A 23,539-nucleotide genomic window follows, 5' to 3' on the forward strand; every position below is an offset into this window, starting at 1 on the left:
CGAGTTCATCATGAATACGCATCTCCATACGCAATACCAATCATTAGCAACTTCCGAGACAATCGGCTTTAAACGACGCTTGCTTTGGTTGACGATGGTAATGGTTCTTCCCGCCGTCCAGTTCTTGACCGGGCTCTCCCACGCAGTAGCGGGAGAGGTCCCCTCGGCAGACGAAAAACCATTAATGATTCGGATTCCTCATTCGGCTTTGGAACAACTCGATCTGGAAGCCAAATCCGTCTTTCTGAAATTGAACGAATTCCGGGAACTCTGGACGAAGGCAAAGGCCCAGAGGGAGACCAACCAGGCACCGATTCTAACCCGGGCGACCTATGAGGCTTCTCTACAGGAGAAACTGCTTAAGATCACTGGCACCTACGAGGTGCGCAGCAAGAGTAATCGCTGGCAAACTTTAACTCTGCCAGTTAAGAATATGGCAGTCGTTTCGGCAACGATTAACGACGAACCGGCGCTGCTCGGAAAAAGCGAAACAGGGCCTGTTCTGTTCTTGAAAGAAGAAGGTGCACACTCCCTTAAAATCGAATACGCCGTTCCCATTCGTCCCGGTGGCAGCGACCAGGTGATGATCTTTTCATTGCCACCTGTGGCTTCGGGCCAAATGAAAATCATCCTACCCGCGGGAAAAAGGCTCCTTGCGAATACGCAAATGCTTTCTTCGACCACGACAGAAGAAGGCCAGCAGCAATACCTGTTTCCCATCGGGAATCAGTCCGACTGGACATTACGCGTAACCGAGAAAAATGAAGATGCTGAACAGGACCGTCTCTTTCTCGCCAGTTCTGTCTTCACCGTCTACGCCAGAGCTGCCGAAATTTCCTGGACAGGCACAACACAACTGGAAGTCTACGGTCAGCCGTTAGATGTCGTGACTTGCTCCGTGCCGAGCCACCTTGAAGTGATGTCCGTCACCTCTACCGGTCTGGATTCGTGGGATCTTCAGGAAGATCCGCTTAATCCCAAACGAACCCAAATCAAATTAAGCTATCGACAGGGCATCACCGGAAAACGGGAAGTGACCATTCAAGGGGTCACGACCGCCGACACCGAAGGTCGTTGGTTATTTCCAAATCTCGTCGTCAACTCTGCTGATTCTCAATGGGGAGAAATCACCCTCGGCTACACTGCCCCGTGGAAAGTCCGTGTTGAAACAATGGAAGGAGTTCGACGAAAAATCGGCGTTGGTCAAGCGGAGTCTCGCCCGAGCCGATTCGATCGCGCACTTGACTTCGACGTCTGGCGCCCCGATTTTGAACTCCGTTTCATGAACGAGACAACGAAATCGAGTTACCATGCCGCACTTGCTTCTGTGCTCGCCATCGAAGAGCAGGGAGTCAGTTTTCAAAGTCAAATTACTTTGGAAGCAACGGGTACAGAACTATTCAATTTCGAATTCACTTTACCAGCAAACTGGGAAATCGAATCGATCCAATCGGGCGATCAAGCTCTGGTTTGGAAAACTCTCATGTCTGAACCGGGTGAACAGCGAATTCAGGTACCACTGAATACGGTCTTGCTTCCGGGAGGAACATCTAGTCTGCAAATCAAAGCGAATCTGGTCGACTGGATTCTGCAGGATGAATCGGTGATCACCTTACCACAGATCGAGCTAGCCGAAGCCGATCTGGTCGAAGGGACTCTGGTCATTCAGGCAGAAGAGAGGTTCAACGTACAGCACCTCAATTCCTCAGCCCTCGAACCAATCATCTTCGGATTGCCTAATGAACGGTTAAGCTACCGTTTTCATGAAGGGGAATACGATGGAGAAATCAGTGTTGAATCTAAACCAGCACTCGTTGTCGCGCAGACCACCAGTCTGGCTCGGTTGGAGAAGAAAGAACTCATCGCTAATCACGAAGTCCTTCTCGACGTCTCACACGCTCCGATTTACAGCCTCATCATTTCTGTCACGGAGTTGGAAGACAATAACCTGCAGTTCTCGCTGGCAGGTTCAAACATCCGGGTCACAGCCGAATTGCTGGGCGAAGATCAAGCAGCCGCACAGGAAACCCCTGGAGAGCAAAGCCACACCTGGCGACTTGGTTTCAGCCAACCGCTGCAGGGCGAACATTTACTCACATTTGAAACACGTCGTCCCCGCAAGGTAGACGAGACGACCTTTAATCTGCCTGAAATTCGTTTCGACCATGTGGACCGTCAATATGGAACATTGCTGGTTGAAGCCGAACCCGAACAGCGCATCGCTACCACTGCAATCAACTCAGTGAATCAACCTCTACCTGAACAATCACTGACAAACATCGCCCTGGTGAATTTGCAATTCACTTCGCGGCTGGTTCACGCATACAGTTACGTACGTAAGGGCTACCGCTGGTCGATCTCGGAAGAACGATTCGACCGAAGTGGCCTCGCCGTCGCGTTCTGTGATGAAGCCAACATCACAAGCCTGTTAACCAACACCGGTGAGTTTCAACATGAATTGAACTATAAGTTTCGCGCCGCCAATTCACAAAGTCTGCTCTTGCAATTCGCACATCAAAATATCGAACTCTGGTCTGCTCTACTCAACGGCGAGCCCGTTCCCGTTCGTAAATCGGAACAAGGTTTTCATATTTCATTACCACTCGACAAGGCACCGGGGGAATCACAGTCTTTACGACTCCTTTACTCCCGTCCGCTGGCTGAATTAGCCTCTACTTCCCGCGTTGAGGAAACTCCCCCGATGATGTATGTGCTGGACGGAGCAGGAGAAATCCAGGAGATGATCATGGTTTCTCAGCTCTGGACTTTGAATTATCCCAGTGAGAAATCATTAGTCGAAAGCGATGGTAGCTTTCATCCCGAAATATCGTTAGAGGACTGGCGAGGCCATTGGTTGAATAACGGACTGCAACAGATCAAATCAGACTTCTGGTGGCGTGGACTGATGTTGCTTGGATTCATGGTGGCGGTCAATGTTTTGCTTATCGTCACTCGCATGTTCATCACAAACTGGCGCGGAACACTTTTGTTGGGAAGCCTGTTAGCCGTGTTAGGCTTCATGGTTATCCTGATGACAACCTTTGACGGCTGCGACTCGGGTGTTCGTTATTCCAGGAATTTGGATGATTTTACACAAGGATCCGAAAGCATCGATTGGAATTCACCCAACAATCGAAACAAAGAAATTATGCACCTGAAAAATTTGGCTAAGGGAGAGGACGAAAACAAACGCCAACGTGCTCTCAAAAGACTAGGGGAAATGGATCTCGATCTTGACGAAATAGAAGATGCGTCAGTTAGACATGATTCTGAGATTTATGAAGCAGAAGACGTACTTATAGATTCAGATATAGAGCTTGCCATACAGGGCAGATCAAAAGATGATCCCTTTGGAGTGACACAAACGAATCAACCCGTCGCAAAAGAATCCAAACAGAAATCACGTCTCTCGGTCAGTATGTCGCTACCTTCAACCCAGGGTATGAATCAAACACAGTTCGAATACTATGGAAGCGGCCAGGCAGGACTCAGCCTGGTCTTCCGCGATCAGCAACATGACCAGGCGGTGACGTTCTGCCTGTTCGCCGCCGTCCTCCTTTTGTTCTGGGCATTTCACCGAGTCACATTGGCCACATTCGCGAAGTTTGTTCTTCTGGCGTTCTTCGTTCCACTGGCACTATTGTGGCTCGTTCCAGTCATCTGGTTTCCCTGGCTGGTAGGTACTATGTTAGGCGCAGTCGCCGCCTTATGCTTAAAACTCGCTTCAATGTGCACCACTTGGTGCTTGGTCCATTGCTGCAGACCAGATTGGAAAAAGTCAGTCGCAACTGGGATGTTAATCGCTCTGGTCTGTAGCAGTAATGTAATGGCTCAGGAGCAGTCCGGCCCGAATCAATCCGCTCAACAGCAGGTCATCGCGCCCGATACTCAGCAACAGAGAAACGCTCAGCAACGGGCAAATATTCAACGACAGAAAGAGGTCCAACCGCAGTCCAGCGAGACGATTAAACCCACACCGCCTGTTAATCTACTGACTCGTCCCAATTCGTTTCTGTTTTTGTATGACAAAGATTACAAACAGACGAATACCGTGATTCTTCGTCCGGATCAACATCGCCGGTTATGGGAAGAGGCTTATCAGTCCGTTCCGGGACAGAAAGCAAAACTTCCTGAACCGATCGTCGCTTCGGCAGGTTACACAGCGGATCTCTCTCAGGTCGCCGACAACAAGACCTTCAGTTTGACAGGCCGGATTGTCGTCTTTGCGTTTAGTGATGAATCTGCCGAAGTCCAACTTCCTTTCAAAAACATGACACTCAATTCGGCAACCCTCAACGGAGAACCGGCCGAGCTGGAATCGCGACTCAACAAGGAAGAACAGGAATACTGGCTGCACCTGCACGAGCCAGGTATGCAGATCGTCGAAGTCAATCTGCAGATCCCGGTTAAACAACAGGAACAGTCAGGACAGTTTAAGGTGAACCTGCTTCCCGTCGCGTCGGGGCTAATGTCAGTAACATTACCGCAAAAAGATTTACAGGTTTCCGTTGGTGGAATATTTCTGCCGTTCCGCGAACAGCAACAGGACGCGGCGGTACTTGTCGAACAACCCATCAGCACGGGCGGCGATCTTGAATTCAAATGGCAACCAAAAGCGAACCGGGAGGACACCTCGTCTATCGTTCACGCCGAGTCGGTCGTTGATATTCATCTCACTGAGTCCGGAGCAAATATATCTCATCGAACGAACCTGCGTGTCCGTCGCGGCACGTTGAATCAGGTAACCTTCGCTCTACCGGAAGGGGTGAAGGTTCGTGAGATCACCGGAACCGATGTCGGTGGTTGGTCAATTCAGGATCAAGAGGGAGCACAGCAACTTGAGGTCCTCTTCCGTCGAAGCGTGAACAATTCGACCGACCTGAATGTCGAACTGTATCAGCCCGTCACTCCTGGTGATGTGGAAGGAACGTTGACTCTCAACCGGCTCGGGATCCAAAATTTAAACCGGTCCACCGGGACGATTGCTGTTCATGCACCGCAACATCTTTCATTAAAAACGAACCAACTGGAAAACCTGAATCAGATCAACCCGACTGATCTTCCTCACCATCACCAGAACAGCACCGGCCAGAAATTGGCTTTCCGGTACCATTCTGTGCCTTACGTTCTGAGCCTGTCCGTTTGGCAGAAGGAAACAACGACTGAAGTCGACGCAATGCACTCCGTCTTCATCGAACGTCAGACCATCCAGTACTCTAGTAAGTTTCACATTAAAATATCAGGAGAACCTTTGCTGCATCTGGAGTTTGAACTGCCTGAGAATTACCTGCCAATGGAAGTTCTCGCGAATCAACTCGACGACTGGTACATCGAACGGGAAGAGGGAGTGCTACCCCAGTTGATCCTTGAGTTCACTGAACCTCAACAGGGAGGATTTGAAGTCGCCTTCTCCGGCAAGATCCTCAAGGATATTAGCTCGCAGGAGATTTCGCTTTCTGTTCCGAGTGCAGTCGCTATGGATCGCCAACAGAGCGAAGTCGGCGTCTGGTTTTCCGAGTACTACTCTCCTCGATTGAAAGAACAGGGAGATTGGAAAACGGAAGCGGTCAATCAACTTCACTCTTCAGTGAAGCAGCAGAGAAAGGAACCCCCTCGTTTCGCATTTCATTCTCCTCGCGGAATCACAAAACCGATTCAATTTGAAATCAAGCGAACACAGGCCCAGATGACCGCTAACGCTGTAACGGTGACGAACGTATCCGACACCTCTCTGGCGTATACCCTCGCCTTGAAATGGTCCATCACGCACGGTGGGGCCGATCAGTTTGCGTTCACCGTTCCTGAATGGCTTCAGGGTAAACTGGAACTGAATGGTACTGGAATCCGCCAAGCTGTCGAGGAAGAAGCTGAAGAAGGGCGTGTCCGCTGGGTCATTGAGACCCAGAGATTGCATCAAACCGAATACTTTCTCACCGCATTGGCCACATTGGAGCTGCCAGCAGAAGGGACCTTCCCCATTCCTATCGTGGAATTCGAAACAGCCCATAAACAACTGGGCGAAGTTCAGCATGTTCCCTTCGAGCTGTCGCAGAATGATTCGATTGTCGTCAATCAATCTCAGGCTCATGTAAAACAGACTTCCGGCGAGACCACGCCCATCCAGAAGGAACAACTCCCCATTATCATCGACGGTCGATTTCTGGATCAGGCCGTGGCAATTCAGCGATTGAATCCATCGACAGAGCAGCCAGTCTGGGAGATCAACTGGTCAAAACAGTTCCAGAGTGCTCCCGCGCAAGTCTTGCTGGCAGATATCGTCACCACTCTGGCTCGCGATGGTTCTGTCCGCGGACAGGTGACCTACACGATGCGAAACAATGCCCGACAGCATCTGGCGATTGAAGTTCCCGAATCCGTGAGGTTACTGTCGATTCTCGTTGGGGGAACACCCACTCGAGCCGTCGAAGGCAAAATCAACGGGGCGTCAGTTAAGTTGATCCCGCTTCCTAAACAGTCTGAATTCGGGCTCTCCTACCCGATCCAGGTCACTTTTGAATCGAATCAGATTACCCAGGGATTCTTACACGAATTCCAGTTCTTCTCTCGAAAGATCGACATTCCCGTACCGCTGGTTGTCGGGCTTTCACAGTCAGAAGAATGGGGAATCCCCGTTCTGCATACTCAATGGTCTGTCTTCGCTCCTGAAAACTACGACATCAACTACGAGACAGGAGTCGACAAGACCAATCTCTCCGAAAGCATCGACTCGAACCGCGCCTATCAACTCGCCGTACTGGAAGAAGCCCGCCTGTACTTGAAATCGATCAAGCAATTTGGTTCTTCGGCTCCACGCAGTTCCCTTTCCGACGATCGTTTAGGGAAGGATCTGCATGAACTTCAGTCACGCATCCAAAATGCGAAGCAGGAACTGAACCTTGGTTACAAACTAAGTGGTAAATTAAGTAGCGACGAGGAAATGCTTCGACAGAAGTTAGACTCTGATCTTGAAAACGTCCAACAGGAATTGCAAACCGAATTGAGTCAGGAAGAGGCGAGCCAGACAGAAGGGGTTGGGAAAGGATATATAATCAACCGGGACGTCTCACAAAGGAATTACCTTTATGAAATGAACGACAACCTGATTCTTGACAATGGAATAAGTGGCGTAGAGCTCGACGGAGTGAATGAATCAGGAATGGGAATTGAGAAAGAATCGGATATCTTTATAGTTCATATCGATCCGACGATAAACCAAGACTCACAAAACGGACAACGGCAGGAGGAGCAAAAAAAGGAACAAGAAATATCGAAATCATCGAGCGCACGCGGCACGCAGTCAGGCCGCAGTCTTTCCTCCGCACAGCAACTGGCGAGAAGCAACAGCTTAGGCAAAAAGTCCAAAGCGGACTCTTCTAAAGAGATTTCCGACTTTACTATCAAAGATAATCTGTCTAAATCAAACGACAAAGGCGCTGTAACCAACGAGGCAGATGGAACGCTTTATGGTCAATCTCCTTTTCCATCCTATGCCGCTCCGTCTTCTGATCGGAATAGGAACGGTGTCGAAAACATACTCGACCTTCCATCTTTGGATTCATGGCCTTCTTCTGGAACGATCGCGGGGTTATCGCAGCCTGGCCAGTTCACGTCTGAGAGTGCTCCCAGCTCGGAATTGTTAGATGTTACCCTAGGAATCAAACCACCTTCGAGATTCTATTCTAAAAAACAGACGGCAACGCTCTCTCTACCAGTCAGTATTCCCCGCCACGGACAGCGTCTCGATTTCATGAAGACCGGTGGTCGGCCCAAACTAATTCTCACCACCCGGTCTGAACGAATCTGGACGACATTGCTCGCCATCTTACTTGCGGTGGTGGCTTTGTTGGCAGGAGCAATCTGTTACCGGTATTTCGTATCACGCAGAGAATTCACCACTGGCGGATTGTTGCTCCTCTACCTAATCGGAGTCGTTTGTCTTCTGTTAGGCACTTCTGAGCTAATGCTGCTGGGGCTTATTCTGCTTTTCCTGGGACTGCTCATCCATCTCGCTCGAAAATCATTTCTCCGCTTTCAGCAGACTGTAAACTAGCTATGACTTGATTTTTGTACACGTTTCCCGCAGAATTTAGTGATCACTGGAACACACTGTTCATTCACTTTATTTCGGGGGAGAAATTCATGCTGGCTAAATTTCACACATATTCTCTGTTTGGAATCGATGCCCTGCCGGTTGAGGTCGAAGTCGATATCTCCCCCGGGGCTCTTCCGAAAACAATCCTTGTTGGATTGGCCGAAGCGGCTGTTCGAGAAAGCACTCACCGCGTGGAGCGGGCTCTCGTGAACAGCGGTTACACCCGCCCCGTCGATCGCATCGTAATCAACCTCTCTCCGGCCGACCTTCCCAAGGAAGCTCCCTCTTTCGATTTGCCGATCGCTCTGGGACTCCTCGCCGCCAGTAGCCAGTTGCAACTGGAACGGTTAAACGAATATGCCTCCGTAGGCGAACTTGCTCTCGACGGCAGCCTTCGCCCAATCAAGGGGGCACTCTCAATCGCCCTGTCCGCCCGCGAACAGGGAAAGAAAGGTCTACTCGTTCCCGCCGCCAGCGCGAAAGAAGCGGCTGTCGTGGAAGGTCTCGATGTCATTCCAGTGGGGTCTCTCTCGGAGGCCGTAGGTTTTTACAGCGGGCAAATCGATATCGCCCCCATGGAGTTCAACTGGCAAACCGCCGTGGAACAGAATGGTTATCAACTCGACTACGCCGACGTCAAAGGCCAAGAGATGGCCAAACGAGCCTTAACGGTCGCTGCTGCCGGATGCCATCATTTACTCCTGTGATTTCCTTTTATCCTGTCATGGGAAGATGATTTTTTTGGCTGGTTGCATGGTAAACCCTTCAGTTGTCAGTAAAATAACAGGATGGAATTTCAGCCCCCCTAACCAGAAGGAAAAGAACATGTTGCTTGAAACACCATACGGAGTATTAGTGAATCTGAGCCGTGTTGATGCCATTTCGGTCGAGAAGACAAACGTGGTGATTGCATTTATCGGCGGCGAAAAAATCCCCTTGTACAAGGGAACCGAAGCTGAATGCCGAGATTACTTCAACAATCTGATGGCACTTCTTCGTACCAAACAAACTCTCGGAGAAGTTCACAAAATTTAAGAGATATTGATTCAGCGGACCAATAAAAGACTCCATCAGATTCAGTTCTGGTGGAGTCTTTTTTTGAGTGTTAACTCAGTGCAGTTGATTCACAGATAGACTTTTTCAGGGCCTCACAAGCCATTTCTTATCACTCTTATTCCAAAATATTAACACATCAACTTCATTGATTATTTTTCTGCCATTTGAAGCACAGTCTCAACATAGTCTACAGACACATTAGAAGTAATAAGACTTCTATTTCTCAGGCTTAATCGCTGCATTCGGTTGAGGGAGGTCTTCTTCAATTGTTTCAATCTTATCCCTTGGTACAACAATAACAAAATCATCCACAAATTTACCATACGCCAAAAAGATGAAAAGTATACTCGCTGAAAACATTATAAAGAATGAAGACAATATCAATCGTATTTTGAAATCACCCTTAGCAAGCATCATTAGTGGAAGTATCAGAGCATACTCTTTCATTTCTTTCTTCTTAATTGACAGTAAATCCATATCTGTTTTTAAGTCAAATTTCACCAAGACCTCAAACATAGGATCGATCATCGGAGCCTGCATTTTGAGCGAGATGAAAGTCGCCCATAATGCAAAGATCACTGGGACTAACACAGTCCAGAAACTGATTTCATTATTGGAATACAAATGATATTCGAACACCAGAAGCGCTAGTGAGCTAGCATAGAACCATTGCCCCCTTTTTGTCAGATTATTCAAATCCTCAACATGCCGTTCGTACGACTCACTGAGGGCTCTTAATAGTTCATCCGCTAGTTCTCCATCCTCTTTCAATGAATCAATAGCCTCTATTGTTGCTTTACGATATTCCTTATTTTTCTGTTTAGTCATCGGTTTCATCAGTTTGTAAAAACCGAAGACAGTACTATTCAGAACTTCCCACGCCGATACCTCAAATTTCTCTTTTTCTGTGTCATCTGTCATTGTCAATTCCTTTTTCACTGTCGCAAGTTTCTTGAAACAGGAAAACCTCACCAGCTCTCTGGTGAGGTTTTTTATTGCGTTGTGAAATCATTTTCCCATTCTGGAAATTGCTTCCTGAATTTCATGATCTTCAATTTCCATTAAGAATTTGATTAGGCTGATGTTTACCTGTGCGACACCTTCACTTTCCCCAAAATGGTGTCTAATTGCTAGCAGGTTGTCAAAATATGGGAGACCTTTATCAATCTGGTCATCATATTTGTCTTTGATGTAGATTCTTGGCAAAGGTCGTTCATCATCTTCCCACCGCTCATCATCTTCCCAACTTAATACATCAGCAACTAAATCATAATCATCATCATCAGTGTCCTCATTTTCACTGTCACTGTATTTGACAATGACAACCACCAGAGTCTCATTTTCCAATTCATCACTCATTGTCATTATCCTTTTCAGTCATTCATAATTTTCAGAGTTATGCGGACCTTTTGATCATCATATTTTAAATCTCAATAGTCTTCTTAATCACTTTCATCTACCATAAGGATATTGTTCCGTTTGACTTGGTTCTTGATCCTTTCGACCTGTTCGTCACTCATATTAAAAAGTTTAATCCAGGCCTCAATTGGTGCCTGACAGAATCTGGCTCCAGTTCCATCTTTAGGAATGAGGAGCATAATATCTTCAACTTTTTCGACATATTGCAGATTCCTTCCATACTTTGAATCATACCTATCCTTGACATATACCAAAGGTAATAACTTATCATCACTGCCATCCATTCTGGGGATAGCCGTAATATTCAGATTCTTATCTCTGCCTAAGATAACTACCAATTGTGCATCATCGAACATTTCAGTCATTCCCTTTTAATTTTTCAACCATGCCTGCAAAGCCAGTTTTGCAGCTGCCTCATTTCCATCCAGTAGATTCAACATCCCCTCTACCTTTTCACCAATCAGTTCTACACACAATTTCTCAACCTGTGCAGAAGATGTATTTTTGGTGGTTGGTTTCTTTTTCATGACCTTTTTAGGACCAGATTTTTTCCCAGCTGCTTTATCAATCGATTTTTTTGCAGCAGAGACATACACACTTAGTTGCGTATCTGTGAGACCATGTTTTTTCATCAGATGTTCAACATCTTTTTTGCCCACATTGCTGTCAGGATATCCTGACTCAATCAGTGCTGTCCTGACTGCTGCGGATTTATTGGTTTTGGAATCCTTTTTCCATTTCTTCAATAGTTCATCAGATATTTTGGTCATTGCATTTTCTCCCTATCTTTAAGTGAAAAGATTCTGACAAGACACAGCATGAAAAACGTTAAATGAAAAATGAAGCCTGCCAACATACATATCTGCATAAGAAATCGATTTTTTATGGAGAACATTTATGGCTTTACTATTTAACAATACCGGGGAGTCACTTGCTTTGGCAATTATGGTCAATAAGACAGCAGCTGCAAACCTGACTTACCACCTCTATTCCAATGACAAAACCCCATCTGAGACTGATGTTTTAACAGATTACACAGAGGCATCAGCTGCTGGATATTCAGCAATCACAACCACTGGAGCCAGTTGGGACACAACAAGTGTTTCTGGCAGTGCCAGTTATGCACAACAGACATTCACATTCACGACTGATGAGACAGTCTATGGATATTTCGTCAAGAAAGGCACCACAATGCTATTTTCAGAACGATTCAGCGGGGCACCCTTCAGCATCCCCACATCTGGCGGCACAGTGGCTGTCACTCCAAAAATTACAGCAGACTGAATGATTAAACATTATATTCTAGAAAACGGTTTTCATCTTGTTGGTGATAGCCGTTTTTTTATGTTTAGTCATCACTAAATAAGGTATGACTACCGATTATCTCAGACCGAACTCCAATGTGACATCTGTATTTACCGTATTTGATTATACCAACATAGATGACAATGTACTGACTGGTGCAGCTGGTGATGGCTTATCTTGTACCATTGATAGAACAGACGACAACGAACAACAACAGTGGGGACTGACTGCCCCTGTTGAGAGTTTCACAGAGGTCACATCCTGTACTGTTCATCTCAGATCCTACAATGATGATGATGGCGACACAGATGTTCTCCATGCTCGATTGTTACTTGGTGGTGTTTGGACAGGATATCAAGATATTACAATGGGTGGAGGTTCATATACATGGACATCCTGTGAAATTACAGGGTCATGGTCTGGGTCAGATTTCACTTCTGCTCAAATTGAATTAAAAACAGATTCAATTGCCAGCTCTGACAATTTCCAACTTGATGTTTTGTATGTTGAGTTAAACGGGACAGGTTCAGTTTCATATGATGAGACAGGTTCTGGTGGTTGTCTTTTGGCAGGATCGGCAATCGTCAAACCAGACATCATTGCAGAGACTCATTCCCCATCTGATTCAACCAATGACACCTCATCAGGGTCAGTGGCATGGACCAATGTTGGGAATATTTATTCTGCTGATGCTGCTGTTGCTAGTGTAGGTCCACTGTCATCCACTTCCAACATTCTGAAAGCCACTGATTTTGGTTTTACACTGCCTGATATTCAATATTTGTCAGGTATCGAAATCAACATTACTCGATATGCGAATGATGACAATTGTGGTGGTGCAGGTCACAGAGTCACTGACACCTTGGTTTCATTACTTGTTGATGGAACTGTCAGTGGAACAAACAATCAGGACAACTTCACTCCTGCCAATGCTTGTACCAGTTGGGATGCAACCTCAATTACCCACACTTATGGTGGTCCTAATGAGATGTGGGGTTTAGATTTAGACTCCACCGACATTACAACTGCAAATTTTGGCTGTGCATTTCAGGTCAATGGTAACAGGGCAGATGAGACTGCATTTGTAGACCATGTAGAAATGACTGTCTACTACCAAAACTCAGTCCCTGAAATCTTTGACGAAATAGGGTCAGGGGGATGTGTTCTCTCAGGGGAAATGGTCTCTGACCTGACATGCAATGTGACTGGTGATGGTGGCTGTGTCTTATCAGGTGGAGGATTTGCAACCACATGTCCTGACTCAATTGCCTGTGATAATTTCACAGGGACAGGCATCAACCTGACCGCACATTATCTGGATGCATTAAATGGATCTAATGATGAACAGTGGACCATCGTCAATGGCACATGGACCATTGATGCCAACAGATTGAAAAATGAGGATGAACAATCCCGATTGATTTATGTTGATGTGGGTCAATCCTCTTATTCAGCCACCATGACTTATGATGTACCTACAGGAACAGCCAACATGTTTCAGGGTTTCATCACCAGATATTCAAACAATACAAACTACATCAGAGCCAACTACAATGCATTGTTAGAAGCTTTCCAGATTTGGACCATTCAAAGTGGCTCATTTAATCTTAGAGCCTCAACATCAGTCAGCCTCAGTGGAACAGAGACACTGTTTCTGGATGTGAATGGGAATTCAATCACCCTTAGTGATGGGTCAACTTCACTGACTTATGAAACCTCTTTCAACAATACAGCAACTGGACTGGGAATCACAGTGGGTGTGGTCCCTGCCTCTGGAACCTACACACCCACTTATATTGATTCATTCAATGTGTCATCTATTTCGTTCAATGAAACAGGTTCTGGTGGAATCGTATTCTCAGGTCAATCAGCTCTATCTGCTGGATATGTTTTTGAATCTGATGGAGGCATTGTCTTTGGAGGTAATGCCCCCTCATTCAGAGGATTTGTTTTTATACCTACAGGTCAAATCACATTCTCAGGTGAGACACCTGTTGAATGGAGAGTTGCCAAAACAGGTTCTGGAAAGATTCAATTTTCTGGCATTACACCTGTAACATCATCGCATCATGAGGCAACAGCCAGAGGGGGCATTGAATTTTATGACTGGGCAGGAGTGACGATTGGATTCAGTCATCTACCTACAGGACAAATCACATTCTCTGCTACTGCCAACCATGCATTTCAAGCGAGATACACAGGGCAGGATGGTATCAGATTTTCTGGCATCACACCTGTGACATTCACCACCAGCCAATATGAATATGAGTCAGAAGGTGGAATCACTTTCAGTGGTGAAATTGAAATACATGATTGGTTTTCCTATCCAGATGGTGGCATCATTTTTGGTGGTAGAGCAGAGCCAGTCTCAACAGCTTACAGTTGGTTTGCAGATGGACAAATCACATTCTCAAATAGTGCCGATGTTCAAAGCAATATAGAGCAAACAGCAACAGGCGGCATCACTTTTGGAGGTCAAGCCACAGCCAATGTTGTTTATCTAAATTACATTCCCACTGGTGGAATCACATTTTCAGATAGTGCCAGTGTGATTGTCAGTTATACCACTGACCCTGTTTCCATTTTCCACAATGGATACAAATTTAAACGATTGCTCAAATACAATTCAGCCTCAAATCAAACCAACTTCCCACTATTGTTCACTGAAACATTGGGAACAGGTAAAATAACATCATCCAGTGCCTGTGATGTGATTTTTGAGACCTATGACCATACACAATTGAATCATGAGATTGAATATTTTGATTCATCCACAGGTCAACTCTTTGCTCATTTCAAAACAACTCTGGAAAAAGGTGACAACTATTTCTGGATGTATTATGGAAAAGTCAAAGAAATCTGTGATGAGGAAAATGTTTCAGGCACATGGAGTCAATATGCCAATGTTTACCATCTGAATGAGGATGGTGATGGGACTGCCAGTGAATATGTGGATGTCAAAGGAAGTCTAAACGGAACTGCTAGATCTCCCATATTCATTCCAGAGCAAATCACAGGCAAGATTCATAAGGGTCAAGACTTTTCGCCCATCTCCACCTACATCAAAACAGCAGATGATGAGATTGCAAATACAAATGATTGGTCTGTTTCCAGTTGGGTCAAGACACCCTCATTCATTGCTGGTAAACAGGTCATCTGGTCTAGAAACAAAACAGACCTTGGAAATGATGAGGGGTGGTCAATTGAAATGGGTATCAATGGTTCTGGTTATCCAACAGCATCAGTCCAGATAGACAATGGTGATGAAACATGGTCAACCATCACAGCCACATCATCATCACAATTGACTGCATCAACTTGGTATCACTTAGCTTTGGTTTGGGACAGTGGATCCTCTATCAGAATTTATGTGAATGGAGTTGAAAAAGGTTCAACCAGTACAGTCAAAACCAATTTGGCTGATGGGTCTGCTGGTAATTACATTGGGAGAAGAGACACAGGGTCATATTTCAAAGGCATCATTGATGAGTTGCGAGTTTCCCAGACAGCATTCACAGCCAGTTGGTTGTTGAATGAATACAACTCAGGCAATCAAAGTCTGATTGTGGGACATGAATCAACCTCATTGAATTTCCATGCCATTGTGCCTCCCTATATCAACCTGTTCTTTGTTGGTACGGGTGGCATTACTTTCAGTGGCACTGGTCAATCATTCTTCCCCTATTGGGCAACAGGGCAAATCGATTTTGGTGGAAATGCGTCAAACAGATTCTCAATTGGCAATCAGACTGGGAATGGTGGCATCACATTCAGTGGTAGTGCAGATAATGCAATGAATGTACCTGCCCAAATAGGATCAGGTGGCATCACTTTCAGTAATAGTGCAGATGTCACTGTGGCCAGAGAGGTCAACACCTCTGGAGGTCTGACCTTTACTGGCAGTGCAGACAATGCAATGACTGTACCTGCCCAAACAGCAACAGGTCAAATCAGTTTCAGTGGGACTGCCACTAATAGCTTTGCGACATCCAACCAGAATGGGTCAGGTGGCATTGCTTTCAGTGGGACAACAGATCATGCCTATCAAAGCAATGCATCAATTACAGGTGGAATCATCCTGTCTGGTGATGTCTCAGTGATTGTTTCCAGAGAGTTTCTGACAGATGGACAAATCACATTCAGCAATTCAGCTGATGTGAGATTCATCAAGAACAACAATGGTTCTGGAGGAATTGAATTTGGAGGACAGGCAACAAACAGATTCAGTTCAAATCATGAACCAGATGGTCAAATCACATTCAGTAATTCTGCTGGTGTAGAAGTTCAGACCACCTATGAACCAAGTGGAGTTTTGATGTTCTCTGGGAATGCTCAATTGCTTTATCACGATGCCAGAGGGGGCATCAATTTTGATGGAATTTCTTCAATTACGGTTAACAGATCATACATACCATTGGGTGGAATACGATTTGGCAAAGCTATCACAGATGTTGATGGTGAGATGACTGGTGAAATCATCTTTCCACCGACCTTAAGTGGAGAAATAGTATTCCCACCGACCTTAAGTGGAGAGATTTATTTAGAGCAGATTGCAACAGGGGAATTATGAAAAAGAAAGATACAGATCCAGCAACATTAGAACAATTAATCAAGATACAGGCAGACACACTTAATGTGATTCTTTCCACGATCAGAGAACGACATGAGATGGTGGAGCAATCTGTAGCAGACTTGATTGATGAGGGGAAGTTGGAACAGGTCATGCGAATTGTTGAGAAATCAACATCCACTTTGGAGAAATTTCACAAGATGCATCAGCCAGTAGGAAGAGATGAGATTGCCGTTATCACCTACGAACAATCACCAGTCCAATTCCACAAAGCAAAAAGGATAGAAGAAAAGGAGAATGATGGCAACGAAACAGAGAACAAAGAAACCCAAACAGACTGAACAGCCAGACTTGGAATGGGGTCAACTTTATAGAACTCCAGATGGTCAGCTCCATCAATATTTTCCATTACACAAATACCAAAGACAGGTGATGGAGAGTAAAAAAAGATTTGTAGTCGCATTGGCAGGAACTGGTGGAGGGAAATCGGCACTGACACCCATCTGGATTTTGCAAGAACTGAGAAAGAATCCAAAATCTGTCATCATTGTTGTCAGTCCAATTTTTCCGATGTTGATTGCACTGCAACCTGGCATCGTCAAGATTCTGGAAGAGTCAGAGTTTAAAGGAACTTTCAATAAGTCAGACAGAATTTATGAATGTTCCACTGGTGGTTCTATCCATTTCAAATCAGCCTCAGATCCCAACACCATTCAGGGTCTGCACTGTGATGTGGCCATCATGGATGAGGCAGGCATGATGAAAAAAGAGGCATATGATGTCATTAGACAGAGATGTAATAGGAAGAAAGGCCGAATATTAATCACCTCCACACCTTACCATTTCAACTGGCTTTTTCACGATGTCTATCAGGCATGGAAAGCAGGTGATGAAGACATTGACGTGATTCAGTTCAACTCTCTTGAAAATCCAACTTATGACAAAGAGGCTTTTGAAAAGGAAAGAAAGCTGTTGCCTGAGTGGAAATTCAAAATGATGTATCTGGGAGAGTTTACCAAGCCTGCTGGAGTCATATTTGAAAACTTTGACAAATGCATTGTGGGTCAGATTCCACCGATGAAAACGGAAAGACTTGTCTTTGTGGGTGGAATTGACTGGGGATTCAATGATGAGACTGCCTGCATGGGTGGATTTATCCACAAGAACATCTTGTATTTGTTTAATGAAATCTATGAGAAGAAGAAAACAGTTGATGACATCATGGCTTACAAGAATTTCAATGAGCAGACAATTTGGTTTTGTGATAATCAACGAAAAGACAGTATTTTGACACTGAAACGAAATGGATATCTGGCCAAGAAAACAAAGAAATACAATGGGTCCGTTTTGGATAATATTGCCAGACTGACAAGATTGATTAATAGTGGGCGGATTCAGATATTAGGGGGAAGTTGTCCCAATCTTGAGAATGAAATGGCAAATTATGTTTGGAAAGAGGATGAAAAAGGGATAACAGACCAACCCGTTGACAAAAACAATCATGCAATTGATGCACTGTGTTATTTGGTAGAGGGGGCAGAGAGATGTGGTCTTTTAGCTAGATAGAAATAAAGTCAGAACCACTACATATAAGTATGAATGAGAACATTTATGATCAAATAAGCAAGGGTTTAAAAGGAAAAGTCTTTGACCCTCAGAATGGTAAAACAAAAAGAGGCAGAAAGAAACAAGCCAAAATTGACACCTCTACTGTTTTGTCTGATGCACAATATCTAGAAAAGCTACAAGAGGACTACCTGTGGAATAATCCAGCCTGTTGGGAATACCTCTCAGGAGGTGAGTTCTAATGGCTATATTTTCAGATTATCCAAACAAACCAAATCCATTGGGAAGAAAGTTAAACCCAAATTCTCACAATTTAGTCTCTGAGTATGAAGGTACAGCCAGAGTTTGTGCCGATCTCAATGCAACCACGATTGCAGGAACCACACTCAGACTTTATTTGACAGGTTCAAGAACAGACCTCAAAACAAAATGCCTGAATCCCTTTGATCAGTATTTACTTGTTCAGAAAATGAGACTTCATGCATCTGAACAGATTGAAGAAATTATCAGGCATCAGGTTCTCACCCTCATTTCCAATCCAAATGAAGATATGGATTGGCAAGAAGTAGCAGAATCAACACAATCATGTTTGGAGATTGTTGGGACTGCTTATTGGTGGGTTCCTCTAAACAAATTGGGTGTTCCTCAATCTATCATTCCACTTTTACCTCAGATGTATCGTCCTGTTTATGAAGACAAAAGATTTGTGGGACTGGCTGAATATGGTTCCACATCAATCAAATACAGAAGAGAGGAATTGATTGTTTTCAGAATGAACAATCTGAAAGGTGGTATTGAGGGACTGTCTCCACTTCATTCAGTCTGGGAACAGGTCAGCATCGATTCCAAAATTGATGCCAGAATGGCAGACATGATCGATAACAATGCCAGACCAGATATTATCATTTCGCCCAAGTCTGAGGATTCAATTTGGACTGATGATGTTAAAGAAAGATATAAGCTGGAATTTAATCAGGAGTTCTCTGGCTCTGGAAGTGGCAAGAGTTGGTTTGCAGATGGTGACATTGATATCAACACACTCAATTTCTCACCAGTAGACACAGCCATATTTGAACATAAGAAGATTTCAAAGGAACTCATTTGCAATGCCTTTAATGTACCACCAGCATTACTTGGAGGGGGGCAATTCAATAGAGCCACATTGGATGCAGCCAAAGAACAACACGCAGTTTCAATGGAATATAGAGCCAGAAAATTTGCAGGAAGAATGACAAAGTTTCTGTTGCCAATGTTTGATGGTACAGAAAACATGTTCTTTGCTTTCGATGACATCAGTCCTGAAAACCGATTGGAAAAAGTCAACGAATTAAACACATTGAGAAATGCCCAGATCATCACCGGTAATGAGGCAAGATTTGAAATTGGTCTGGCTCCACACCCAGATGCAGACACATTACATCCAATTGTTCCGGGTTTAGATGTGGGCGGAACACCAACAGAAGAAGAAACAGTCACTGATGAATTGATTCCAGTGGAACAACCTGTAGAGGAAAAACCACAAGATCAGGCTATGAATGGTGCCCAGATTGGATCCATGGTGGACATCATTGCCAATGTGAGGGAGGGCATCATTCCAGTTGATTCAGCATTAGGAATTTTACAGGCTGCCTATCCTGCATTATCTGAACAGCAAATTGACTCCATCATCAATCCCTTAAGAGATTTACCGATCATACAGGAAGAAAAACCAGAATCAGAGCCTGAACCTGAACCAATTTCAGAACCTGAACCTGAACTACAATTAGAAGAAAAGAAAATACCTGACCACATCAGACAGGAAATGAAGGTCAAAGCCAAGACAAAGAATTTGAAAACTGGTTTAGTCCCGAATGGTGATGAACTCAAAGATATCTGTGTTGATTTTTACAACAGAAAAAGAATTGAAGTCATTGGAGACCTGGATAAAGGAGACCTGGATAAAGGAATCACAAAGTCATTGCCGACCAAGTTTGTTCCTTTGGAATCATGGACTGATGACCTTTCAGAAAAATGTAGGCCAGTTGTTGAATTCTATTATGAGAGTGAGGCAAAAAGTTTACTGGAAAGAATCGGGGCATCACCTGATGTATTCAGTGTGACCAACCCTGAAACAGTAAAAGCAATCGATAAGATTGTTTATGCATTCTGTCAATCTACAGTCGAGTCAACCACTAAGAGTTTGAATGATGCACTGACACAGTTACGTGATGAATTGAGTCAAGGTTTAGAAACTGGTGACTCTATTCAACTCATGACTAAAAAGGTCAATGACATTTTTGAAGGATTGACCAAGAATCATGCCCAGATGATAGCCAGAACAGAATCGGCAAGGGCACATCATATGGGATTCATTCAAGGTTGTAAGGATAGTGGTGTTGTCAGTGGACTGAAATGGTTGGCATCACCTGATGATCCTGATGGTCGATGCAAAGAACTTGATGGAAAGGTGGTCAAACTTGATGGTTCATTCATTACAGGTCAAAGCAATAAACCAGAATACTCAAATATTCAAATGCCCCCACTTCATCCCAGATGCAAATGTCAGCTATTAGCTGTGATTGACGATTAGATTCAATGTGTTGCTCTTTGAGCGAAACACAGGCACTAGACTTGTAATGGTGTCTGTGTTTTTTTGTGTCTTCTTCACTAAATAACTGTATGAAGAAACCCAAAATGACATGGTTTGGAGACGAATTCAAAAAGAAGGCTGAAGAAAGAGCCATTAAGAATCTGGAACGTGTTGGATATATGGCAACCAATGACATCAAAACGGGATTGTCACAAAGTAAGGCACCACCTCATTCTAAACCGGGCGATATTCCACACTTGCTCCATGGGGAATTGGCAAGGTCAATGACACATGAAGTGGATGAAAGAAAAAAGATTGTCAGAGTGGGGACCAATAAATTCTATGGGAAGCTGTTGGAATTGGGATCATCCAAGATGAAAAAGAGACCATTTCTGAGACCAATCATCAGAAAGAATATTAGAAAATATAGAAACATTATGGAGAAGAAATAATGACCGAACAATTTACAAAGAACTTTGATGCCGATTTTGAAATCATTGAAGGATCCAGAGAAATCATCTCAGTGATCAGTACAAAGTCCATTGACCAAGACAAAGATATCGTGTTTCCAAATGGCATGGTGGCGAAAAATGGTACACCGATATTGTTTAATCATGACAAAAGAAGTTTACCCATCGGTAAAGCATTATGGTTCAAGCAAAAAGGCAATCAAATACTTTCCAAATCATATATCACTGACAAAACACAAATGGCAAAAGATATCTTTGGATTGATTCAGGATGGAATCATCACAGGTGTCAGTGTGGGGTTCAGAGCATTGGAAATGAATCGACCGACATCAGATGAAATCAGAAAGAATTCCAAACTTGCCGATGTCAGATACCTCATCAGAAAGTGGCAACTGGATGAATATTCTTATGTCACATTTCCCTGCAATACAGAGTGTGTGACCTTAGCTGTTTCAAAGGGATACAGTCCAGAAACAGTCATTGCCATCAATGGTGGTCAAATGCCTGAGATGAAAGATCTCATTAAAGATAATGTTTGGTGCTGGAATCAGACCATCATTGAGAAACAACAGGATGAACCTCAGATTGTCATGCCTAAGTTTTCAAAGAAATGGTGAAAATAATTTACCTCAACTCCACTAGATAAGTGTAGCTGACAGCCAAGTGGCAGATGACTCAGGCGACATGTTCGACCTGTAGCAGCAAACACAGAGGTGGAGTCATGCAAGAAACAATTATTTCTTGTGAGGTAAAATATGAAAACACAATTAATCAAGATGCTCAAAACAGTTGGAGAGTACAACGAAAACGAGCAATATGAAATAGACACAGAGACTGCTGAAAAATGGTTGTCAGATAACATCTGTGAGAAAGTGGAAACACTTGATGACCGATTTGAAACTTTAAGCAAATCGATCAGTGATGCTGTTGATTCCAAAGTTGAAAAGGCAATGGAGAAAATCAACAAAGCATTAAACGTTGAGATTGAGGCACCAGCCGTTCATGTGGACAAGTCTGAACAAAGATCTTTCACTTCATTCATGAAAGCAACTTTACACAATGACACTAATACAATTCGAAATGATTTTGGTGAAAAAGCTCTATCTGGAACAGATGGTGGTTCAGGTGGATTTTTAATCCCTGAACAATACAGTGATCAGATTTTAGAGATTGCAAATGAAAGTTCATTCTGTCTGTCCAGAGTAAATTCTGTCAATATGACGGGTGACACTTACAGTCAGCCAGTCATCAAACAAAGTGGAACCACAAACTCATCTAATGGTGGGTCAAACTTCTATCAGGGCATTTATTTTGAATGGACTGAAGACGATCAAACCAAACCGGGATCCAAAGATTTTAGTTTGGATAAAATCAAACTCGAAGCAAAAGAAAGTTCAGGACATACGGTTTTAGACAATTATCTGTATGACGATGCACCAGCCAACGTTGAAGAGAAACTAAAGCAGACTGTTGGAAAGGCTTATGCCCATCTGATTGACTCTGTGATAATCGGAGGAAATGGAATTGGGAAACCTCACGGATTCATTCCGTCCTCAGCAAGTAAGGGTGTAACCAGAGCAACCGATGATAATAATGCCGACATCTGGACAGATGTGACAAGCATGATGGGAGCCTGTCATGATCCCAATGAAGATGCAATCTGGATCATCAACAAGTCTGTTCAGGCTTCAATGCTCAGAATGGGCGATGAAGGCAATAACACCATTTGGGCGGCAAATGCTGCTACAACTGGTCCAACTTCTCTTTATGGCAGACCTGTTTTCTACACTGAGAAAAATCCAGCCAGTGGCTCCAAAGGGGATATCTGTTTGGCATCATTGTCTAATTACCTGTTTGGAATGCGAGGTGGATTGAAGATTGCAAAATCTGAACACGTTTATTTTTTGAAGAATCAGAGTGCAATTAGATTTACTGCCAGAATGGATGGACGTCCAATGTTGGATTCGCCGATCACCTTGAGTGACCAAGTCACTACTGTGTCACCTTTTGTTGTTAGAAATGCCTAAGGAGGGTTTTAAATATGAGTAGTTTATCATCTGAAAGAATTGCTGTTGTCGCAACTATAGATCCTCAGGGTCTCATTGATAACAGTAATGTAACATCAGACTATGTTGACATGAGTAAATTCCACAAAGCAATGTTTGTCGTTGCCTATTCTGATAATGACACCACTGTGGACGTCGACATATTAGAATCAGTTGACAGTGCTGGGACCAGTCCCACCACCGTAAAATCAGCGACTCAATCGAGTGCTGCTAATGGACAAATTGTGGTCAACGTATCTGACAGAGAATTGTCAAAAGGATATGTTGCATGCAAGGTCACAGTGGGTAATGGAGCCTCTGGTTCTTATGTCACTGTGTTAGGACTTGGAGATTGTGCAAAACGAGAACCAGCCTCTGACAATGACCTGTCAACTGTTGTTGAAATCGTTTCCTAACATCTAGATGTTAAGATATAAATCAAACCTT

At 44.2% G+C, this 23,539-nt stretch carries 15 protein-coding genes and 1 pseudogene; 12 read left to right on the forward strand and 4 right to left on the reverse strand.

Annotated elements, in window-relative coordinates; all coding sequences use genetic code 11:
• Positions 1 to 10: 10 nt before the first annotated feature.
• The 3 genes and pseudogenes from Pla110_RS15835 to Pla110_RS15845 all read left to right on the forward strand — a co-directional run bounded on the left by Pla110_RS15835 (position 11) and on the right by Pla110_RS15845 (position 9,127).
• Positions 11 to 8,050, forward strand: a complete 8,040-nt coding sequence (locus Pla110_RS15835) for a Yip1 family protein (RefSeq protein ID WP_144996966.1) — start codon at positions 11 to 13, stop codon at positions 8,048 to 8,050.
• An 89-nt stretch (positions 8,051 to 8,139) separates the two neighbouring features.
• Positions 8,140 to 8,796: pseudogene (locus tag Pla110_RS15840) on the forward strand (magnesium chelatase domain-containing protein); the annotation flags it as partial.
• 121 nt (positions 8,797 to 8,917) lie between these two features.
• Positions 8,918 to 9,127 carry a hypothetical protein gene (locus Pla110_RS15845; RefSeq protein WP_144996970.1) on the forward strand — a complete coding sequence of 70 codons (210 nt, stop codon included), beginning with the start codon at positions 8,918 to 8,920 and terminating at the stop codon, positions 9,125 to 9,127.
• Positions 9,128 to 9,364: 237 nt separating this feature from the next.
• Here Pla110_RS15845 and Pla110_RS15850 read toward each other — a convergent pair whose 3' ends face one another.
• The 4 genes from Pla110_RS15850 to Pla110_RS15865 all read right to left on the reverse strand — a co-directional run bounded on the left by Pla110_RS15850 (position 9,365) and on the right by Pla110_RS15865 (position 11,337).
• A complete protein-coding gene (locus tag Pla110_RS15850; protein ID WP_144996972.1) occupies positions 9,365 to 10,069 on the reverse strand; it encodes a hypothetical protein in 705 nt (234 codons plus the stop codon).
• Positions 10,070 to 10,156: 87 nt separating this feature from the next.
• Positions 10,157 to 10,507 (reverse strand): hypothetical protein, encoded by a 351-nt coding sequence (locus Pla110_RS15855; RefSeq protein WP_144996975.1) that lies wholly within the window; start codon positions 10,505 to 10,507, stop codon positions 10,157 to 10,159.
• 83 nt (positions 10,508 to 10,590) lie between these two features.
• Positions 10,591 to 10,923 (reverse strand): hypothetical protein, encoded by a 333-nt coding sequence (locus Pla110_RS15860; RefSeq protein ID WP_144996977.1) that lies wholly within the window; start codon positions 10,921 to 10,923, stop codon positions 10,591 to 10,593.
• Positions 10,924 to 10,938: 15 nt separating this feature from the next.
• On the reverse strand, positions 10,939 to 11,337 hold the full coding sequence (locus Pla110_RS15865) for a hypothetical protein (RefSeq protein ID WP_144996979.1): 399 nt from the start codon (positions 11,335 to 11,337) through the stop codon (positions 10,939 to 10,941).
• Positions 11,338 to 11,464: 127 nt separating this feature from the next.
• On the opposite strand from Pla110_RS15865, the gene Pla110_RS15870 reads away from it, so the two are divergent.
• The 9 genes from Pla110_RS15870 to Pla110_RS15910 all read left to right on the forward strand — a co-directional run bounded on the left by Pla110_RS15870 (position 11,465) and on the right by Pla110_RS15910 (position 23,508).
• The gene (locus tag Pla110_RS15870) at positions 11,465 to 11,851 is read left to right on the forward strand and encodes a hypothetical protein (RefSeq protein WP_144996980.1); all 387 of its coding nucleotides are present in this window, start codon (positions 11,465 to 11,467) and stop codon (positions 11,849 to 11,851) included.
• 85 nt (positions 11,852 to 11,936) lie between these two features.
• Positions 11,937 to 16,442 carry a LamG domain-containing protein gene (locus Pla110_RS15875; protein WP_144996982.1) on the forward strand — a complete coding sequence of 1,502 codons (4,506 nt, stop codon included), beginning with the start codon at positions 11,937 to 11,939 and terminating at the stop codon, positions 16,440 to 16,442.
• Entirely contained in the window at positions 16,439 to 16,783 is a 345-nt protein-coding gene (locus tag Pla110_RS15880; protein ID WP_144996985.1) for a hypothetical protein, read from the forward strand. The genes Pla110_RS15875 and Pla110_RS15880 overlap by 4 nt, the downstream gene beginning before the upstream one ends.
• On the forward strand, positions 16,740 to 18,008 hold the full coding sequence (locus Pla110_RS15885) for a terminase large subunit (RefSeq protein ID WP_144996987.1): 1,269 nt from the start codon (positions 16,740 to 16,742) through the stop codon (positions 18,006 to 18,008). The genes Pla110_RS15880 and Pla110_RS15885 overlap by 44 nt, the downstream gene beginning before the upstream one ends.
• 241 nt (positions 18,009 to 18,249) lie before the next feature.
• Positions 18,250 to 20,577 (forward strand): phage portal protein, encoded by a 2,328-nt coding sequence (locus tag Pla110_RS15890; protein WP_144996989.1) that lies wholly within the window; start codon positions 18,250 to 18,252, stop codon positions 20,575 to 20,577.
• 89 nt (positions 20,578 to 20,666) lie between these two features.
• Positions 20,667 to 21,029 carry an HK97-gp10 family putative phage morphogenesis protein gene (locus tag Pla110_RS15895; RefSeq protein WP_144996991.1) on the forward strand — a complete coding sequence of 121 codons (363 nt, stop codon included), beginning with the start codon at positions 20,667 to 20,669 and terminating at the stop codon, positions 21,027 to 21,029.
• A complete protein-coding gene (locus Pla110_RS15900) occupies positions 21,029 to 21,664 on the forward strand; it encodes an HK97 family phage prohead protease (protein WP_144996993.1) in 636 nt (211 codons plus the stop codon). The genes Pla110_RS15895 and Pla110_RS15900 overlap by 1 nt, the downstream gene beginning before the upstream one ends.
• Before the next feature lie 138 nt (positions 21,665 to 21,802).
• Positions 21,803 to 23,074, forward strand: a complete 1,272-nt coding sequence (locus Pla110_RS15905; RefSeq protein WP_144996995.1) for a phage major capsid protein — start codon at positions 21,803 to 21,805, stop codon at positions 23,072 to 23,074.
• Positions 23,075 to 23,088: 14 nt separating this feature from the next.
• Positions 23,089 to 23,508 (forward strand): hypothetical protein, encoded by a 420-nt coding sequence (locus Pla110_RS15910; protein WP_144996997.1) that lies wholly within the window; start codon positions 23,089 to 23,091, stop codon positions 23,506 to 23,508.
• Positions 23,509 to 23,539 lie beyond the last annotated feature (31 nt).

Origin of the sequence: Polystyrenella longa, assembly GCF_007750395.1 — a bacterium.
Classification (GTDB): Bacteria; Planctomycetota; Planctomycetia; order Planctomycetales; family Planctomycetaceae; genus Polystyrenella; species Polystyrenella longa.

Bases quoted from the DNA above. Each gene is read 5' to 3' on its own strand.
- Pla110_RS15850 (WP_144996972.1), bottom strand. From the start codon at position 10,069: ATGACAGATGACACAGAAAAAGAGAAATTTGAGGTATCGGCGTGGGAA.
- Pla110_RS15905 (WP_144996995.1), top strand. From the start codon at position 21,803: ATGAAAACACAATTAATCAAGATGCTCAAAACAGTTGGAGAGTACAAC.
- Pla110_RS15845 (WP_144996970.1), top strand. From the start codon at position 8,918: ATGTTGCTTGAAACACCATACGGAGTATTAGTGAATCTGAGCCGTGTT.
- Pla110_RS15895 (WP_144996991.1), top strand. From the start codon at position 20,667: ATGAAGAAACCCAAAATGACATGGTTTGGAGACGAATTCAAAAAGAAG.
- Pla110_RS15835 (WP_144996966.1), top strand. From the start codon at position 11: ATGAATACGCATCTCCATACGCAATACCAATCATTAGCAACTTCCGAG.
- Pla110_RS15910 (WP_144996997.1), top strand. From the start codon at position 23,089: ATGAGTAGTTTATCATCTGAAAGAATTGCTGTTGTCGCAACTATAGAT.
- Pla110_RS15885 (WP_144996987.1), top strand. From the start codon at position 16,740: ATGATGGCAACGAAACAGAGAACAAAGAAACCCAAACAGACTGAACAG.
- Pla110_RS15870 (WP_144996980.1), top strand. From the start codon at position 11,465: ATGGCTTTACTATTTAACAATACCGGGGAGTCACTTGCTTTGGCAATT.
- Pla110_RS15855 (WP_144996975.1), bottom strand. From the start codon at position 10,507: ATGAGTGATGAATTGGAAAATGAGACTCTGGTGGTTGTCATTGTCAAA.
- Pla110_RS15860 (WP_144996977.1), bottom strand. From the start codon at position 10,923: ATGTTCGATGATGCACAATTGGTAGTTATCTTAGGCAGAGATAAGAAT.
- Pla110_RS15900 (WP_144996993.1), top strand. From the start codon at position 21,029: ATGACCGAACAATTTACAAAGAACTTTGATGCCGATTTTGAAATCATT.
- Pla110_RS15865 (WP_144996979.1), bottom strand. From the start codon at position 11,337: ATGACCAAAATATCTGATGAACTATTGAAGAAATGGAAAAAGGATTCC.
- Pla110_RS15890 (WP_144996989.1), top strand. From the start codon at position 18,250: ATGGCTATATTTTCAGATTATCCAAACAAACCAAATCCATTGGGAAGA.
- Pla110_RS15880 (WP_144996985.1), top strand. From the start codon at position 16,439: ATGAAAAAGAAAGATACAGATCCAGCAACATTAGAACAATTAATCAAG.
- Pla110_RS15875 (WP_144996982.1), top strand. From the start codon at position 11,937: ATGACTACCGATTATCTCAGACCGAACTCCAATGTGACATCTGTATTT.